The organism is Hyphomicrobiales bacterium (assembly GCA_016125495.1).
Lineage (GTDB): Bacteria > Pseudomonadota > Alphaproteobacteria > Rhizobiales > RI-29 > RI-29.
In genome coordinates this window covers 1-16,208 of record WGLQ01000029.1, presented here as the reverse complement: position 1 = coordinate 16,208, position 16,208 = coordinate 1, and the positions used below count along the sequence as shown (strand labels likewise).

General features: G+C 67.2%; 13 protein-coding genes. 8 read left to right on the top strand and 5 right to left on the bottom strand.

All coding sequences use genetic code 11. The features are described from left to right. Positions 1–17: 17 nt before the first annotated feature. Positions 18–1,091 (top strand): polyamine ABC transporter ATP-binding protein, encoded by a 1,074-nt coding sequence (potA, locus tag GC150_16840; protein ID MBI1386576.1) that lies wholly within the window; start codon positions 18–20, stop codon positions 1,089–1,091. Positions 1,092–1,143: 52 nt separating this feature from the next. Beyond that, positions 1,144–3,363, top strand: a complete 2,220-nt coding sequence (locus tag GC150_16835) for a molybdopterin-dependent oxidoreductase (GenBank protein MBI1386575.1) — start codon at positions 1,144–1,146, stop codon at positions 3,361–3,363. Positions 3,364–3,377: 14 nt separating this feature from the next. Here GC150_16835 and GC150_16830 read toward each other — a convergent pair whose 3' ends face one another. Together GC150_16830 and GC150_16825 are read right to left on the bottom strand one after the other, a co-directional pair. Continuing rightward, on the bottom strand, positions 3,378–4,418 hold the full coding sequence (locus tag GC150_16830; protein MBI1386574.1) for a Rieske 2Fe-2S domain-containing protein: 1,041 nt from the start codon (positions 4,416–4,418) through the stop codon (positions 3,378–3,380). Continuing rightward, the gene (locus tag GC150_16825) at positions 4,415–5,458 is read right to left on the bottom strand and encodes a succinylglutamate desuccinylase (protein MBI1386573.1); all 1,044 of its coding nucleotides are present in this window, start codon (positions 5,456–5,458) and stop codon (positions 4,415–4,417) included. Before GC150_16825 ends, GC150_16830 begins: the two co-directional genes overlap by 4 nt. Positions 5,459–5,577: 119 nt before the next feature. On the opposite strand from GC150_16825, the gene GC150_16820 reads away from it, so the two are divergent. From GC150_16820 to GC150_16795, 6 genes are all read left to right on the top strand, one after another. Continuing rightward, entirely contained in the window at positions 5,578–6,678 is a 1,101-nt protein-coding gene (locus GC150_16820; protein MBI1386572.1) for an aminotransferase class I/II-fold pyridoxal phosphate-dependent enzyme, read from the top strand. Next, positions 6,671–7,240, top strand: a complete 570-nt coding sequence (locus GC150_16815) for a decarboxylase (GenBank protein MBI1386571.1) — start codon at positions 6,671–6,673, stop codon at positions 7,238–7,240. The genes GC150_16820 and GC150_16815 overlap by 8 nt, the downstream gene beginning before the upstream one ends. Positions 7,241–7,370: 130 nt before the next feature. Further along, entirely contained in the window at positions 7,371–8,216 is an 846-nt protein-coding gene (locus tag GC150_16810; GenBank protein ID MBI1386570.1) for an ABC transporter permease subunit, read from the top strand. Between the two features lie 31 nt (positions 8,217–8,247). Beyond that, positions 8,248–9,075, top strand: coding sequence for a transporter substrate-binding domain-containing protein (locus tag GC150_16805; GenBank protein ID MBI1386569.1), 828 nt, complete (start codon positions 8,248–8,250; stop codon positions 9,073–9,075). A gap of 101 nt (positions 9,076–9,176) precedes the next feature. Further along, positions 9,177–10,082 carry an ABC transporter permease subunit gene (locus tag GC150_16800; GenBank protein ID MBI1386568.1) on the top strand — a complete coding sequence of 302 codons (906 nt, stop codon included), beginning with the start codon at positions 9,177–9,179 and terminating at the stop codon, positions 10,080–10,082. Between the two features lie 53 nt (positions 10,083–10,135). Further along, positions 10,136–10,891, top strand: coding sequence for an ATP-binding cassette domain-containing protein (locus GC150_16795; protein MBI1386567.1), 756 nt, complete (start codon positions 10,136–10,138; stop codon positions 10,889–10,891). Positions 10,892–10,925: 34 nt separating this feature from the next. Here GC150_16795 and GC150_16790 read toward each other — a convergent pair whose 3' ends face one another. From GC150_16790 to GC150_16780, 3 genes are all read right to left on the bottom strand, one after another. Further along, positions 10,926–12,008, bottom strand: coding sequence for a hypothetical protein (locus GC150_16790; GenBank protein MBI1386566.1), 1,083 nt, complete (start codon positions 12,006–12,008; stop codon positions 10,926–10,928). 85 nt (positions 12,009–12,093) lie between these two features. Then, a complete protein-coding gene (locus GC150_16785) occupies positions 12,094–12,672 on the bottom strand; it encodes a peroxidase-related enzyme (protein ID MBI1386565.1) in 579 nt (192 codons plus the stop codon). A 150-nt stretch (positions 12,673–12,822) separates the two neighbouring features. Beyond that, positions 12,823–16,208 (bottom strand): PDZ domain-containing protein (locus GC150_16780; protein MBI1386564.1); only part of this gene is annotated, 3,386 nt, incomplete at its 5' end.

Below are 16,208 nucleotides of genomic sequence, written 5' to 3'. Positions count from 1 at the left end.
ACGACCGGGGGCAGTGCATGTCGCGCGTCACTCTGAAAAGCGTCAGCAAGAGCTATGGCGCGGTCACCGCCCTTCGGGCACTCGACCTCGAAATCGAGGAGGGGGAGTTCATCACCCTCCTCGGGCCTTCGGGCTGCGGCAAGACGACGACGCTGCGGCTGATCGCCGGATTCATCGATCCGACGCAGGGCCAGATCCTGCTCGGCGACGACGACGTCACCGACCTGCCGCCGCAGCGACGCGAGATCGGCATGGTCTTTCAGGACTATGCGCTCTTTCCGCACCTGACGATCGCAGAGAACATCGCGTTCCCACTGCGCGAGCGGCGCACGCCGCGCGAACGGATCGAACCGCGCGTGCGCGAGCTGCTCGAGCTGGTGCGGCTGCCTGGGGTGGAAAACCGCTACCCATCGGAGCTGAGCGGTGGCCAGGCGCAACGCATCGCGGTGGCGCGGGCCGTGGCCTATCCGCCGCGCGTGCTGCTCATGGACGAGCCGCTCGGCGCGCTCGATCTGAAACTGCGCGAGACGATGCAGTTCGAACTGCGGCGCATCCAGAAAGAATTGCAGATCACCACCGTGTTCGTGACGCACGACCAGACGGAGGCGATGAGCATGTCGGACCGCATCGCCGTGATGAACGAGGGCCTCCTCGAACAGCTGGGCACCGCGGAGGAAATCTACAACCGCCCGAAGTCGACGTTCGTTGCCGGCTTCGTCGGACGCATCAACCTGCTCGAGGGGACGCTCACCGAGAACCACGCAGGAATCGCGACGGTGCGCCTCGAGGATGGTACGACGGTGCGCGCGAAGGCCGGTGACCGGCGAGTCGGTGAGCGGGTCAGCGTCGGGGTGCGCCCGGAGCACATCGCGGCGTTGCCGGAGGGCTCGGGTGGCGGTGGCGGCAGCCGGATGCAGGGAACGGTTATCGCCAGCACGTTCTCCGGCAACCTCCTCGACCTGCTGATCGACGTCGGCCGCGGCAAGCCGATCCTCACCGAAACGCGACCGGAGGAAGTCACGGTGCGGGTCGGCGACAAAGTCGTACTCGCATGGCGGCCGGAGGATGCCCTCGTGCTCGAAACGCGATGAGCGCGAACCGGCCTGGGGCGCCGACCCGACCTCGATGGAGGCGGGCGAGATGATGATCGGTCCGGGTGGCGCTGGCACGGACGTCGGCGGGTCGGCTGGCGGCAGCGCGGCCGGCGACGGTCGGCGCACGGTCAGGAACGCCTGCCCGCACGACTGCCCCGATACATGCGCGATGCTGACACACGTGGAGCAGGATCGCATCATCGGGGTGGCGGGCGATCCGGAACACCCTTTCACGCGTGGCTCGCTCTGCGCCAAGGTCAGGAACTACGAACGGCGCGTTCATCACCCCGGGCGCATCCTGCATCCACTGCGACGCGTTGGCGCCAAGGGTGAGGGGCGCTTCGCGCGGATCACCTGGAACGAGGCGCTGGTAGAGATCGCGGAGCGGCTCGGTGCGATCGCCGCGCGGCGTGGCTCTGAAGCGATCCTGCCGTGCAGCTATCTCGGCCAGCAGGGGCTGGTCAACGGCCTGCACTGCGGCGATCCCTTCTTCAACGCGCTCGGCGCCTCGATCGCGGAACGCACCTTCTGCAATTCGGGCGCCGGGCTCGCCCACAACATGGTACTCGGGCCGACCGCGGGACTCGATGCCGAGAGCTTCGCGCACGCCCGACACATCGTGCTCTGGGGCTGCAATATCGTGGCGACCGGGCCGCATCACTGGCATTTCATCTCCGAGGCCAGGAGGCGGGGCGCGAAACTCACGGTCATCGACCCGCGGCTGTCGCGGACGGCACGCAAGGCAGACACGCACGTGCAGCCGCTGCCGGGAACGGATTGCGCGCTCGCGCTCGGGGTCATCCACGTCCTCTTTCGCGATGGGCTGGTGGATGAGGAATTCACCCGGCGATCCGCGATCGGGATCGATGAACTCGCCGAGCGCGCGCGCGACTGGCCGCCGGAGGTCGCAGGCCGCGTAACGGGGCTTGCCGCCGGGGAAATCGTGGCTCTCGCGCAGGCGCTTGCCGCCGCCCAGCCGCTGGCCATGCGGCTCGGCGTCGCGCTCGAGCGCCAGGAGAACGGTGGCGACGCCGTGCGGGCGATATGCGCGATCTCGGTGCTGACGGGCTCATGGCGCGAGGTCGGCGGCGGCATCATGCAGAGTGCCGGCCGTGCCTTTCCGATCAACCGGGCGGCTCTGACGCGCGCCGACCTCATTCGTCCCGGCACGCGCGTCCTCAACCTTTTCGAACTCGGGCCGCTGCTCACCGGCGAAAGGTCACTGGAGCCGCCAATCGAGGCGCTGGTCGTCTACAATTGCAATCCCCTTTCTGCGTGCGGGGAGCAGAACAAGGTGCTCGCCGGGCTCGCGCGCAGCGATCTCTTCCTCATCGTCAGCGAACAGTTCATGACCGAGACGGCCGAGCATGCCGACATCGTGCTGCCGGCCACGACCCAGCTCGAGCAGTTCGACATCATGTACAGCTGGGGTCATTTCCATCTCATGGCCAACCTGCCGGCGATCGAACCGCTCGGCGAAGCCGTCTCCAACGCGGAACTCTTCCGGCGACTCGCCGAGGCGACAGGCCTTGCGAAAGCGCATCCGAGCCTCCTGAGGAGCGATCTCGAGATCGCGCGCGAGGCGCTCGACTGGACCCATCCAGCGCTCGCGGGCATCACTCTCGAGGCGCTTCTCGATAAAGGCTCCGCACGTCTCGCGGTCGGTGCTGCGGAAACTCGGCTGCCGCACGCCGATGGGCGCTTTCCGACCCCGAGCGGCAAGGCGGAATTCGCCTCCTCCCTCGCCGCCAGGGGCGCATTCGTGATGGCGCATTTCCGACAAGGCTACGAGGGTGGACAGGATGGCACACCGGTCGACCCGCTGCCATGCCATGTCGAGGCGGGAGGTGCGAAGAGGCGGGACGCCGAGCGCCATCCATTCCATCTGATCAGTTCGAAGTCACACCGGTTCCTCAACTCCTGCTATGGCGACGGCGAGGCGACGGCGTCATCCGCCGAGCCCCTGGAAATCTCGATCAACGAGGCAGATGCGCAAGCCCTCGGCATAGCCGACGGCAGCATGGTCGTCGTCTCCAACGCACTGGGCGAACTCATTGCCGTTGCGCGTGTCGGCCGGCTGGTGCGTCCGGGTGTCGTGGCCATGGTGCACGGGCATTGGCGCAAGCGGACCACGAGCGGGGGCACGGTCAGCGCACTGGTCCGTGCGTCGACGGCGCGCACCGGCAAGTCACCGGCGGTCAGTGACACGCGCGTTTCCATCCGCCCGCTCGCGGAGAGCGAAGGGGGGGCCGGGATCGCGGCCTCCTGAGTTGCGGCGCCAACTCAGCCCGCTGGCCGTTCGCCAGCGATGCGCCGGTCCACCATCTGACGAAAGCGGACGGCGCCCGCATCGATGCCGAGATTGAAATGCGGCGTGCGCGAGCGAGCCATGCCGTCCTGAACGTGTACGAGAACGAGGCGATCCTCCTCGAACGCCATTTTCGCTCCTTCGAACATCCGCTGCGAGACCTCCGCGTTGTCGGGGTCGGTGTTGCGATGCTGGAACCAGAAGTAGCGGGTGTTGGCCTCGTCGACGGGCGTCATGAAGTTGTAAGAGACGTTGATGAAAGCCTCGGCGGGAAGCGCGCCTTCCGATCCTCCCGTACCCTTGGGCGTGAATATCGACTTGTTGATCGCGATCGAGGGGACGCGGCACTCATAGTGCTGCTTGCGATCGCAATTGCCGGAAAACCGGACAAGGTTCGCATAGTAGGGCGGCGGCGGGCGATCGTTCAGCCAGCGCCAGACGAGCACGCCATCCTCGAGCGTGTCGACCCGCAGCGGCTCGCTCTCGGTGCCGGCACCGGCGAACGATGTCACGTGCACCCAGGCGACATGGGACGGATCGAGGAGGTTGTCCATGACGTAAAGGTAATTGCAAGCGACGTCCATGCTGCCGCCGGGCGTGCGCCCCCAGGTCGGATCGTCGAAATGCGGAATGTCGATGATCGCCTCGGGGTCGGCGGCGGCCGGCTCACCCATCCAAACCCAGAGGAGATCCCAGCGATCCGCCACGGGATAGCTGTGGACCACGGCGCGAGCCGGGATGTGCCCTTCCTGGGTCGGCGCGCGGACGCAGGCGCCGGAGCAGTCGAACGTCAACCCGTGATAACCGCACTCGACGTCGTCACCGATGAGGCGGCCCTTGGAAAGCGGCAGCTTGCGGTGGGGGCAGGCGTCCTCCAAGGCGACCGGCGCGCCGTCCTCGCGCCGGTAGAAGACCACGTCCTCCCCGAGGATGCGAAGGGCGCGCATTTCGCGACCGAAGTCGCGGCTCCAGCCCGCCACGTACCAGGCATTGCGAACGAAGCTCGCCGTTGTCATGAGGCTCCTCCCAGTTCCACGTCGGTCGCGTCGGCCGCGACCATCGCCAACATGTCGCCCCGCATAGCATGCCCCCTGTTGCCGTGGGCAAGAACCAGACCGCTCACGGGAAAGCGTAGTTCGATCGGGACCCGGCCCGGTTCGTCGAGGAGGTACAGCCGGCCGGCGACATCGCCCGCCTCGACTTCGTCGCCGGCCGCGAACGCGCGCTCGAAGACGCCATTCAAGGGAGCATAAACATTCTGTGAAAGCGAACGGATCTCGACCGGGCGTGGCCGGCCAGTGGTCCAATCCGGAGGTGCCGGCGCATCGGCGAGGATGCCGACGGCGGCGAGGCAGCGCCGAACGCCCACCTCGGCGAGCGCCACGAGGGCCGGCTCGCAGCCGCCCCCGCCACCGAGTTCGGCAGCGATCATCGGAACCTTGCAACGGGCGGCGGCGGCATTGACGCTGCGATTGTCGTTGAAGCCGCCGAGAACCCAGACCGTCTGGGCGCCGAATGCCCTGGCAAGCGCGAAATTGCGCGCCTCGAGGAGCCGATCCCCATCCCGCGCGGCAAGGGCGCATGGGGTGAAAACGGAGGCCTTCCCGCCGCTGTGGAGATCGACCACGAGGTCGCAGCCAGGCATCAGGACCGCCTCGACGTAGTGCGCGAGCATGGCGGACGGACCGCCGTCGCGATCGCCCGGAAAGGCCCGGTTGAGATTGACGCCGTCGAGCGGGGAGACACGGCTCGAGCGCTCAACCGCCGGCATGTTGAGGGCCGGGAGGATGACGATGCGGCCATCGACCTCGTCCGGCTCGAGCGCGTGGGCGAGACGCATGAGCGCGGCGGGACCCTCGAACTCGTCGCCGTGGACACCGGCTACGAGGAGCGCGCTCGGCCCGGGCTTGCCCACGATGGCGACGACCGGAATGGCGTGATAGCCGAGCGGCTGGGCGTTGTCCGACCAGCGCAGGCAAAGCTCCCCGAACCGCTTGCCAGGCGCTGAAAGGTCGATCGTGCTCGTCAGCCGGCTGACCGGCGCGCTCTCCGGCATGGTGGCTCCGGTATGCGGGACAGGTGCTGGACCGTGCCTAGCATAAGATCAGCGAAAGCGAATTGAAAATTCGAACCGGCAATGTGATAGATGGCGACCTAGGACAACATGAGCCGGCAATGACGCGCCCCACACCCCGCCCCGGACTGCTCACCATCAAGGGCCACATGCTCGCGCAGGCCGGCCTGGATGGCCCCCCGGTCGCCATCGCGCTCAACTCCAACGAAAGCGCCTTCGGGCCGAGCCCGCGAGCCATCGAGGCTGCGCGGGCCGCGGTCAGCGGTATCGAGCGCTACTTCGAGGAGCCGCACAGACAGCTCGCACCGGCGATCGCGGAGGCGCACGAACTCGACGCCGACCGGATCGCGATAGGACACGGCTCGGACGATCTATTGGCGCGCCTTGCCCGGGCCTACCTCGCGCCGGGCAGCGAGCTTGTTCGCAGCGCCAATGGCTACCCGAAGGTGCCCAATTACGCCCTGGCCAACGATGCCGTGGCAATCGCGGCACCGGACGAGGCGCTCAAGGCGAGTGTGGAGGCCATCCTCGCGCGGGTCGGCGAGCGCACGCGCATGGTCTACCTCGCCAATCCGGACAACCCCTCCGGCACCTACCTTTCGGAAAGCGAGGTGCGGCGGCTGCATGCCGGCCTGCCCGGCAACGTCCTGCTGGTGCTCGACTGCGCCTATGCCGAGTATGCCGACGCGGCCGACTATTCTCCCGGCCACCGGCTGGTCGAGGAGGCCGAGAACGTCGTCGTCACGCACACGTTCTCGAAGATTCATGGCCTTGCAGGCGCCCGCGTCGGTTGGCTGTACGGCCCGCGCGCGGTGGTCGATGCGGTGATGCGGATCGGAATGACGTTCCCCGTCGCAAGCCCTTCGCTCGCGGCGGCGATGGCGGCGATCGGCGATCGGGAACACGCGCGCCACGTGCGCGAGACAACCATCCGTTTGCGTGGTCTGCTGACAACACAGCTCGCGGCGCTCGGTCTCGCGCCGGTGCCGAGCCAGGGTAATTTCGTGCTCGTGCGGTTCCCCAAAGCCAGCCACACGGCAGCGGCGGCGAGCGATGCGCTGCGACGCGGCGGCATCGCCGTGCGCCGCTTTGCCGCCCCGGCCTACGACGATTGCATCCGCATCACCATCGGGCGGGAGGCGGAGATCGGAGCCGCCGTGCTCGCGCTGCAGATGTTTCTCGAGGGAGGTGGTAATGGTTGAGGCCGCTCGGCACGGCGACGGGGCATGCGGCGGCGCACCGTTCGCAGCGCCCAGTGGCGAAGCGATCATCGCCGAACTCAAGCGGGCCAGTGTGCGGTTCGTCGTCGCGCTGCCCGACATCGTCACGAGCGACGGCCTCCTCTGGCCGATCTCGCGCGACCCCGATTTCAAGCTCGTGCGCATCTGCAAGGAGGACGAGGGGGTCTCGATCTGCGCGGCGATGTCCTACACGGGGACGCGCGCGGTGCTGATGATGCAGCAGACGGGGCTGATGGATTCGCTCAATGCCGTGCGGGCCATCGCCATGGATTACGAGCTGCCGATCTGTATGATGGTCGGGTTGCAGGGTAAGGAACCGCACCTGCGGTCGCGGCAATCGGCGTCCTATGGCGTGCGCATCGTCGAGCCGATCCTCGACGTCATGGGTCTCGGCTACACGGCGATCGAGGAGCCGAAGGACGTCTCCGGCATGGCCGCAACGATCGATGAAGCCTACGCCCACTCGCGGGCGCATTGTTTCCTGATCGGCAGAGCACCAACGTTCGGGAGCGCCAAGTCATAGCATCCGCGCAATCCAGAGCCGCAACCTCGTTGACTTCGCGATATGCCTATGGGGATACTCGCGTTCGTCCGTACTCGTGCATCGGGTGCCTGTCCGTGCGTTCCACCATCCCACCTCAGCTGTCGCTGCGATGAACGTGACGACAGTGCCAAGCCCCAGTTCCGAAAGACGGGCGCCCCGCGTTCCGATCACCGGGCGCGCCCTGCGCCGAGGGGGTGAGGTGGCGCAGGCGGTGATCGTGCTCGGCCTCATTGCTTGGCTCATCTACCGCGGCGCAGCGGCCATGGAATACAATTGGCAGTGGTACCGCGTCCCACCGTTCTTCTACCGTGTGATCGATGGCGAGGTGATCTACGGGCCGCTCGTGCGCGGCCTCATCGAGACGATCCGTCTCGCGGCGATCAGCAGCGTTCTCGCGATCGCCATCGGGCTGGTCACGGCGTTCCTTCGCCTTTCGGATTCGATCTCCGGGCGCATAGTGGCGACCTGGTACCTCGAGGCGATCCGCAACACGCCGCTGCTCGTCCAGCTCTTCCTCTTCTACTTCGTTCTGGCGCCGATTTTCGGCGTCGACCGCTTCTGGGCCGGTGTGCTGTGTCTCGCCTTCTTCGAGGGCTCGTTCGCCGCCGAGATCATCCGGGGCGGTATCCAGGCCGTCGATCGCGGCCAGTACGAGGCGGCCGACGCCAACGGCTTCACGACCGCGGACAAGTACCGCTTCATCGTCATCCCGCAGGCGCTGCCACTCATCCTGCCACCGCTCACCGGCCTCATCATTTCGCTCGTCAAGCATTCCGCGATCGTCAGCGTCATCGCGGTCGCCGAACTGACGACGGAAGGCCTCAATCTCATATCGGACACCTTCATGGCGTTCGAAATCTGGTTCATCGTCGCGGGCATCTATCTCGCACTCACCGTCAGCCTGTCCCTGGCCGTGACGATGCTCGAAAGAAAGCTCGACGCGGGCAGGCGCTAGAGCATCCGAAAGACGGAGGAGGAGAATGAAAATGTGGAATCGGCTGAAGGGTCTCGCGGTCGCCGCGGCGCTCGCGGCCGCCGCCGTGACGGGCGGCTCCCAGGGCGCCTCGGCACAGGGCCTGCTGGAAGAAATTCAGCAGCGCGGCACGTTGCGCGTCGGCATGAGCACGTTCGTGCCTTGGGCGATGCGCGACAAGGCCGGCAACCTCATGGGCTTCGAAATCGACGTCGCCACCAAAGTCGCCGAGGACATGGGCGTCAAGGTCGAGTTCGTTCCAACGGCCTGGAGCGGCATCATCCCCGCCCTCATCGCCAAGAAGTTCGACGTCATCATCGGCGGCATGTCGATCACGCCGCAGCGCAACCTCACGGTCAACTTCACCATCCCCTACGCCCACTCCGGCCAGCAGATGGCCGCCAACAAGGCGCTGGCCGGCTCGTTCACGACACGTGAGGATTACAATGCCGCAGGCGTCACCATCGCCTGCCGGCGCGGCGCGACGCCCTGCAACGCCGCTCAGAAGCTCTTCCCCAAGGCGACGCTGCGCCAGTTCGACGACGACGCCCAAGCGTTCCAGGAGGTCGTCAACGGCAACGCACACGCGATGATCTCGAGCGCGCCGAAGCCGCGCTTCTGGTCCGACGCGCATCCCGACAAGGTGTTCGTGGCCTTCGACGGCACGAACCTGACGACGGGCGACGAGGCGTTCGCGCTGCGCAAGGGCGATCACGACGCGCTCAACTATTTCTCCAACTGGATCCTGGTGAACAACAGCAGCGGTTGGCTGAAGGAGCGTCACGACTACTGGTTCAAGAGCCAGGCGGCGTGGAAGGACAACGTCGCCCCGACGCAATGAGCGGGGACACCGAAACGGCAGCCAACCCGGGCTGAGAGAAGCGCCGTCGGCGGAGAGCGACCCGCCGGCGGCAATCGCAACCGCGAGGACACGGCCTGCCGATGGACCGGACGACGCCACCACCACCGCCGCCGCCGCGTCGCCTTTCGGCGCTCGACTTCGTCGTGTTCGGCGCCATCGCGCTGCTGGTGATCTTCATCGCCTATCGGGTCAACGGCGTGCTGGTCTATCACTGGGACTGGTCGCGCGTGTTCGGGTTCGTCGTGCGCTTCGACGAGGGCACCGGCACCTGGGTTTCGAACCTCCTCCTACAGGGGCTGGCGACGACCCTCAGGCTCGCGTTCTGGGCGACCATCCTTGCTACAATCATCGGCGGCGTAATGGGCTACTGCCGCACTTCGAGCAACCTCACGCTGCGCATCCTCTCGCGCAGCTATGTGGAACTCGTGCGCAACATTCCGCCGGTCGTGTTCATTTTCATCTTCTACTATTTCATCTCCAGCCAGCTCTTTCCCGCGATCGGACTCGACTCGATCGATCGCAACAGTCCGCTCGTGGACAACTCGCTCTTCGTCTTCGCTTTCGGCTCGCCGGCGCTAATCGACAACTTCATCGCGGGTGTGGTCTGCCTCGCGCTGTTCGAGGGGGCCTACATCACGGAGATCGTCAGGGCCGGCATCCAGTCCGTCGAAAAGGGGCAGTGGGAGGCGGCCAGGGCGATCGGGCTCTCGCCATTCAACGTGCTGCGCGATGTCGTGATGCCGCAAGCGGTGCGCCGAATCCTGCCACCACTCGCTGGCCAGTTCATCACGCTCATCAAGGATTCCGCCATCGTCTCCCTCATCTCCATCCAGGAGCTCACGTATCTCGCGACCGAGGTAGCGGCCTCGACGACGCGCGTGTTCGAGACGTGGATCCTCGTGGCGGGCCTCTACTTCGTACTTTGCTACAGTTTCGCCGTGCTCTTTGCGCGCCTCGAGGCGCGGGCACGAAAGAGCAGACGGTGAACGGCGGCACGCCGCCCGCTGCCGCCACCGCCGAACCAGACGAGGCCATTCGCATGACACGACAAGACAACGCCCGGCCCCTCGTCGAAATGACCGGAGTCGGCAAGTGGTACGGGGAATTCTGCGCCCTCTTCAACGTCGACCTCAATGTGGGGAGCGGCGAGCGTGTGGTCATCTGCGGGCCGTCGGGATCGGGAAAGTCCACACTGATCCGCTGCATCAACCAGCTGGAAGAACATCAGGCCGGGACCATCCGGGTCGATGGGCGCGAGGTGACGCCCGGCATGCGCGGCCTCGAGGAGGTGCGCCGCCAGGTCGGCATGGTGTTCCAGAGCTTCAATCTCTTCCCGCACATGACGGTGCTGGACAATCTCACGCTCGGGCCAGTGCGGAACCTCAAGGTGGCGAAGGCCGAGGCGCGCGATCTCGCGATGCACTACCTCGAGCGGGTGCGAATCGCCGAGCAGGCGGGAAAATATCCGGCGCAGCTCTCGGGCGGCCAGCAGCAGCGCGTCGCGATCGCCCGCGCGCTCTGCATGCGGCCCAAGATCATGCTGTTCGACGAGCCGACCTCAGCGCTCGATCCGGAAATGATCTCCGGTGTGCTCGATGTCATGGTGGAGCTGGCGCAGGACGGCATGACGATGATCTGCGTGACGCACGAGATGGGTTTTGCGCGCAAGGTGGCGGATCGCATCGTCTTCATGGACCATGGCGAGATCGTCGAGGTAGCGAGCCCCGAGACGTTCTTCAACGCCCCTGTCAGCGACAGGGCCAAGCTCTTCCTCTCGCAGATTCTTTCGCACTGACCCACCCGGCGCAACGGGCAGGTGCCCGGCGGGCTCAGGCCGAGATGGGCGCCGGTGGTGAGGAAAACAATTCCTGCAGCGCGGGGTGCACCTCGAGGCAGCGCGCCGTCGGCTCGAAGCGTTCGGCGTGCAGGCGGCCATCCTGCCAGAGCGCCGTTCCATCGACCGTCACGGTCGGTTGCGGAACGAGCCAGCAGATTTCGCCCGGCGCATAGTCGCCGCAGGTGTGGAAATGCAGGGCGCGGGGACTGTTGAAGACCGAGTTGGACCAGAGGTCGGGGTCATCGGCCGGGCGCCCGGAAAAACCGCAGGCCGGATGGAAGCCCGCATGCCAGGAGTGTACGACGGCCCGGTCGATGCCGAAGAGCCCGGCAACGTGCTCGTAATGCTCCTCGATGAGCGCGACCACGCCGGCGGGACCCGAAAGCCGGTCGAGGCGGCCCGCCTCGAAATGGGCGTGGACCGTCGCCTCGAGGGGAATACAGGCGGGCTCGTAGACGCGCGAGCCGGTCGGGGTCAGGTAGTCGCGCAGCGCGACCCGACCGGAAAAGCCCCTGGCGCTCACCGGCTGTGGCACACCGAGCGGAAAGCGCCGGACCGTGACATCGGCGCGGGGCACGGCAAGCGGCGGCGTCCCGGAAACAGCCGTGCCGTCCGGGCAGGTGATCTCGATGTGACGGGCGGAAAGGAGGATATCGTCGACCGCCTCCTTCAGCGCCTTGGTGGCGGCATAGGGCGTCGTGCCGAATGCGGAGGCCAATTGCGCGGCCGTTCGCGCATAACTCATGACGCGGCGCTGGCCGGCTGGGACGGCATCGAAGCGACCCTGATCGCCGATGCGGGCGAGAAAAACGGTCACGTCGTTCCGGGCCATGGCGGCCGCGAGCGACGGCGAGGGGGCATTGGCAGGGCCGTCGACCTCGACCATCGAGACCTCGGCGCCGATCCGGCGGGCCGCGTCCGCCAGCGCGTCGGCGGCGCCGCGATCGTACCAGCCGAGGTCGGGCCGCTCATGCACGAGGAGGAGGCGCTCGCCCGGCGCGAGGCCGGCACAGTCGAGCAGCAGATTTCGGGCTCCCCGCCGAAGGTCCGTGGCGGCGTCGTCGAGGCTCGTCATCGCCGCTGATCTCCCCACCACTTCTCCGCCCCCTTGGTCGAGTCGGCCACCGGCCGGCGCGACACGGTCGGGCGATCCCGACGTTTCAGTCCTTGGCGTAATAGCCGATGACGTCGCCCGCCGTCGAGACGCCGAGACCGTTGAGCAACCGGTTCACGTAGTTGAAATAACCGATGATCTGGTTGGCCTCCAGGATTTCGCCGTCGTCGAGGCCGGCCGCCTGCATGCGCTCGACGTCGGCGCGCTGCATGGCGCCGGGGCGCAGCGTGAGTTTTTCGGCGTACTCCATCAGCGCGAGTTCACGACCGTCGAAAACGTCGGCCGGACGCCGGGCGTCGAGGGCGGCCTTGATGCGATCGGCGCGGGCATCGTCGGCCATCAGGTGACGGGCGTTGGACCAGTGGTTGGCGAGCGAATAGGGGCAGTCGTTCAGGATGGAAACGTACGAGGCGACCGTCTCCTGGAGCCACATGGGCAGCGTGTTGGTGTCGTCGTGGAGGGCGGCGCGATAGAGGATGACGTGGCCACGCATGGTGTTCGGGCGCAGGGAGTGGACCCGCATGACATTGTCGACCGTGCCGTGCGGCGTGCGGGCGAGGTCGAGCACCGCCTTCAATTCAGGCGAGGCCTCCTCGTCCGATATCATCCGGATCCATGCGCTCATGCCGTCAGCCCCCTGATCGCTACTTCGTTGCGCGCTACACTATCCGATCAGGGACGGGGCCAGAAGTGGAATCGCGGCGGTCGCGATCACCAGCCGAGGCCCGGGAGCGGTCGGCGCCCCCGGGCCCTCGCGTTCATCGAGCGGCGAAATTCACGGCACGAGGCTGCGCAAGGCGCGCTGCGTTCCGGGCCCGATGTCGCCGTCGATCGCCCCTTTGTAGAGGCCACGGCTCTTCAACTCCTGCTGGAGCGCGCGGCGGACGTCGTCGGGCAATTCGCCGGCGCCGGCCGACAGGATGCGCCCGACTTCGCCCTGCCAGCCTTCATCGCGCAAACTCCCGATGATGAGGTCGGCGGCGGTGCCGGGATCGCGACCGAGATTGCCCTCACCGAAGGTGACGGCGCGCCATAGGCTGGGGCGGGCGGTCGATGTGTTCACCGTCTTGGCAGGGAGCAACTCCGAGACCGGAAGGGCGACGAACCGTTGCCCCTCTTTCGACCAGACCAGGAGGAGCAGCTTGTCGCGCCCGGCGTTGGCGGCGGTTTCCGCGATGGATGCCAGCATGCGGGGCGATCGTACGCTTTCCTGGCCGACCTCCACGATCACGTTCCCAACGGTGAGCCCCTTCTCGGCGGCCTGACTGCCGGGGGTGACGCTCTGAACCAATACACCATCGGTCGCAGTCACGACGCCGTATTGCACTTTGCGCTGCGCAGTCAACATCGCGAGTTCGACGGCGCCGAGAGGGAGCGTGTCCTCGAGCGGCGGGGCGGCAGGCGCCTCCGGCGCGGCATTCGCCGGTGCGGCGGCCAGCTGCGGCGCGGCCGTCGGGAAGGTGCCGAGCGTCAACACGATGCGGGCGGAAGCGCCTTGGCGAACGATGTCGAGGGTGACGCGGCTGCCCGGGGCGTGGCCCGCGATGCGGCGCGCGAGGTCTCTCGTATCGGCGATCCCCGTGCCGTCGACTGCGAGGATGAGGTCGCCCGCGAGCAGGCCGGCCTTCACGGCGGGGCCGCCCTCGGTGAGCTCGGTGACGAGCGCGCCCTTGCTGTCGCTCCGTCCGAGCGAGGTGGCGATCTCCGGCGACAGGTTCTGGATCTTGACGCCCAGCCAGCCGCGCGAGACGGTGCCCGCCTTGGCGAGTTCGCCGGCAACGGCCGAGGCGAGAGCCGCGGGGGCGCCGAAGTGGAGGGAGGCAGTCTTGCCGGACGTTGCGACCTCGGGTTGATACTTGACGATGGTGATCGCCGCGAGGCGCCCGGTGGCATCGAACACCGGCGCGCCGCCCCAGGTGTCGCCAAGGTCGAGGTCGTACTGGACGAGATCGTAGGGCCCCGATCCGACATTGCGGCTCGCGGCCGAAAGCATGCCACGTTCGCCGCCCGGGGCGTCGGGCCGGAAAGCAAAGATTGCCTGGCCGGCTCGCGGAGCATCGCCAGCGAATTCGATGGCATGCAGGTTCCGGCCGGCCGATGGCAAGTGGAGTAGTGCAAGGCCGGTCCGCGCGTCGATGCCGAGCACTTTCTCGATCCGGTATCGGCCCCCGTCGGAGGTCATGACGTCGATCGCTCCGGCACCAGCGACCAGGGACGAAGACGTCAGGATGCGACCGTCGCCGAGGGAGACGCCTGCGCCCGAGAGGTCCGCGAGGGCGGTTCCGTCATTCGCGGTACCTCTGGCGGTTGCCGTGATGCGGACGGTGGCGCGCCGCGCACTCGCCATTGCGGCTGGGCTCCATTCGCCGAAGAATTGCGACGGGGTGCTGAAGGGCTGCTCGGCTGCGCTGGCACGAACGCGCGTGACGATCTCGGCGGTGGAGCGGGAAACGCCACTCACGCGAAGCTCCTCGAGCACCGGGCCGGCAATGGAGCCCGGCATGGCAAGGCCTGTTGGTCCTTCGGTGGTGACGCTCGAGCCTTCAACGAGGGCGACGACCTCGCCGCGTATGTTGAACAGCGGCGCGCCGGCATGGCCGTTGGCTACGTGCATGTCGATCTCGAGTAGGGCGACGCTCGTGCCACCTTGCGGCTGATCCGCGAGCCGCTCGACCACGCCATCGCTTACCGAACCGAGAAGGCCGTAGGGCGCGCCGATCGCAATCACCGGCTCGCCTTTGGCAGGGGTCAGGGCGGCGAAGGTGGCCGCCGTCAGTGGCGCTGCCGGAGCGATCTTCAAGAGCGTCAGGCCGGTGAGGGGATCGGTGTCGATCAGGGTGGCGGGAAGGGCATTACCGGCATCGAGCGTGACGGTGAGCGAATCGGCGCCTGCAGCGACACTCGCCACGGTGGCAATGTAGCCGTCCGCCGACACGATGACGCCGGAGCCGATGGCCTGCGATTTCCCGGCGCCGTCAGTAGTGGCAGCGCCGGTGCCACTGCCGGACTGGCGGAACTGCTTGAAGAAGTCGCGGAACGGGTGGTCGACCGGCAGCGAATTGAGGACATCATCCACATTCCTGCTGTCCTCGGATGACACGGAATCGGCACGCTTCGGGAAGGTCGCCTCCACCTTGACCACGCTGGCGCGCACGCGGGCAATGAGGTCGGCGGCGCTGGTTGCGATGGGTAGGTCAGCGGCCGGGGAGAATGCCGGAGCCGTGGCGGGAGGGGAAACGAGGGCGGTACGCGTTTCGATCGGGCCCGAAGCGGGGGGATTATCCGCAACGGCCTTGGGAGCTTCGGGTGCAGTGGCCGGCGCGGGCTCGGCCGTCGGCTCCTTCTCGCGCGCCAGCTCTGCGATGCGCACGCGCGCGAAATCGGCAAAAACCGTGTCAGGAAAACGCTTGATGAAGGCGTCGAGGAAGGCGGGGTTGTCGGTCGACTTTATGCTCTCCCAGGCCTGCGCCGCCTCGGAAAGGGGCGCGGAGGCGAGCGGCGCGCCGGGCGCCGGGGGTGGAGCGGCGGACTTTGCAACGAGCCCCGCGACGATCTCGGATCGCGAGGCGATGAGCGACAGCGGCACCGCGAAATTGATCGCATCGCGCGCCGAGCCGGCATGGTGGAGGGCGACGACGGCTTTCGTTTCGGGATCGATCACGGGCGAGCCCGAGTTGCCGGGCAAGGTATCGCAGGTATGGCGCAGGCGTTCGCCGGCGACGGCCGGGGCCGCGCTCTTGCACTGCTCGCGGCTGATGCGCTGCGCGCCCTTCAAGGGGTGCCCTATGATCCAATAGGGATAATTGTCCGGAACCGGATCGACGCTGGCCAGCCGCAAGGACCCGAAGCGCACGCTCGGGTCGCCGAACACCTCGAGGATGGAATAATCGAGCCGGCGGTTGGCCTCGACCGGCACGGCGCTCACCGTGAAGCCCTCGGCCCCCTCGGCTACCCCGTCGAGCGTATAGCCGAGCACCAGGCGCACGGCTTCGATGCGCGTTGCCCGCGCCTCGGGGATGTCGACGATGCCGGGCACGCAGTGGTGGTTGGTCAGGATGTGGCGTTCGGAGATGAGGAAGGCGGTGCAGGGAAAGACGCCGGCGTCCGTCAGCACATCGAGCCGGCCGACCGCGCGGCCGAGTTTGACGAACGGCGCCTCGG

What these genes read in the sequence shown, in the direction of transcription:
- potA (MBI1386576.1), top strand. Translation starts at nt 18, where the DNA reads ATGTCGCGCGTCACTCTGAAAAGCGTCAGCAAGAGCTATGGCGCGGTC.
- GC150_16835 (MBI1386575.1), top strand. Translation starts at nt 1,144, where the DNA reads ATGATCGGTCCGGGTGGCGCTGGCACGGACGTCGGCGGGTCGGCTGGC.
- GC150_16830 (MBI1386574.1), bottom strand. Translation starts at nt 4,418, where the DNA reads ATGACAACGGCGAGCTTCGTTCGCAATGCCTGGTACGTGGCGGGCTGG.
- GC150_16825 (MBI1386573.1), bottom strand. Translation starts at nt 5,458, where the DNA reads ATGCCGGAGAGCGCGCCGGTCAGCCGGCTGACGAGCACGATCGACCTT.
- GC150_16820 (MBI1386572.1), top strand. Translation starts at nt 5,578, where the DNA reads ATGACGCGCCCCACACCCCGCCCCGGACTGCTCACCATCAAGGGCCAC.
- GC150_16815 (MBI1386571.1), top strand. Translation starts at nt 6,671, where the DNA reads ATGGTTGAGGCCGCTCGGCACGGCGACGGGGCATGCGGCGGCGCACCG.
- GC150_16810 (MBI1386570.1), top strand. Translation starts at nt 7,371, where the DNA reads ATGAACGTGACGACAGTGCCAAGCCCCAGTTCCGAAAGACGGGCGCCC.
- GC150_16805 (MBI1386569.1), top strand. Translation starts at nt 8,248, where the DNA reads ATGTGGAATCGGCTGAAGGGTCTCGCGGTCGCCGCGGCGCTCGCGGCC.
- GC150_16800 (MBI1386568.1), top strand. Translation starts at nt 9,177, where the DNA reads ATGGACCGGACGACGCCACCACCACCGCCGCCGCCGCGTCGCCTTTCG.
- GC150_16795 (MBI1386567.1), top strand. Translation starts at nt 10,136, where the DNA reads ATGACACGACAAGACAACGCCCGGCCCCTCGTCGAAATGACCGGAGTC.
- GC150_16790 (MBI1386566.1), bottom strand. Translation starts at nt 12,008, where the DNA reads ATGACGAGCCTCGACGACGCCGCCACGGACCTTCGGCGGGGAGCCCGA.
- GC150_16785 (MBI1386565.1), bottom strand. Translation starts at nt 12,672, where the DNA reads ATGAGCGCATGGATCCGGATGATATCGGACGAGGAGGCCTCGCCTGAA.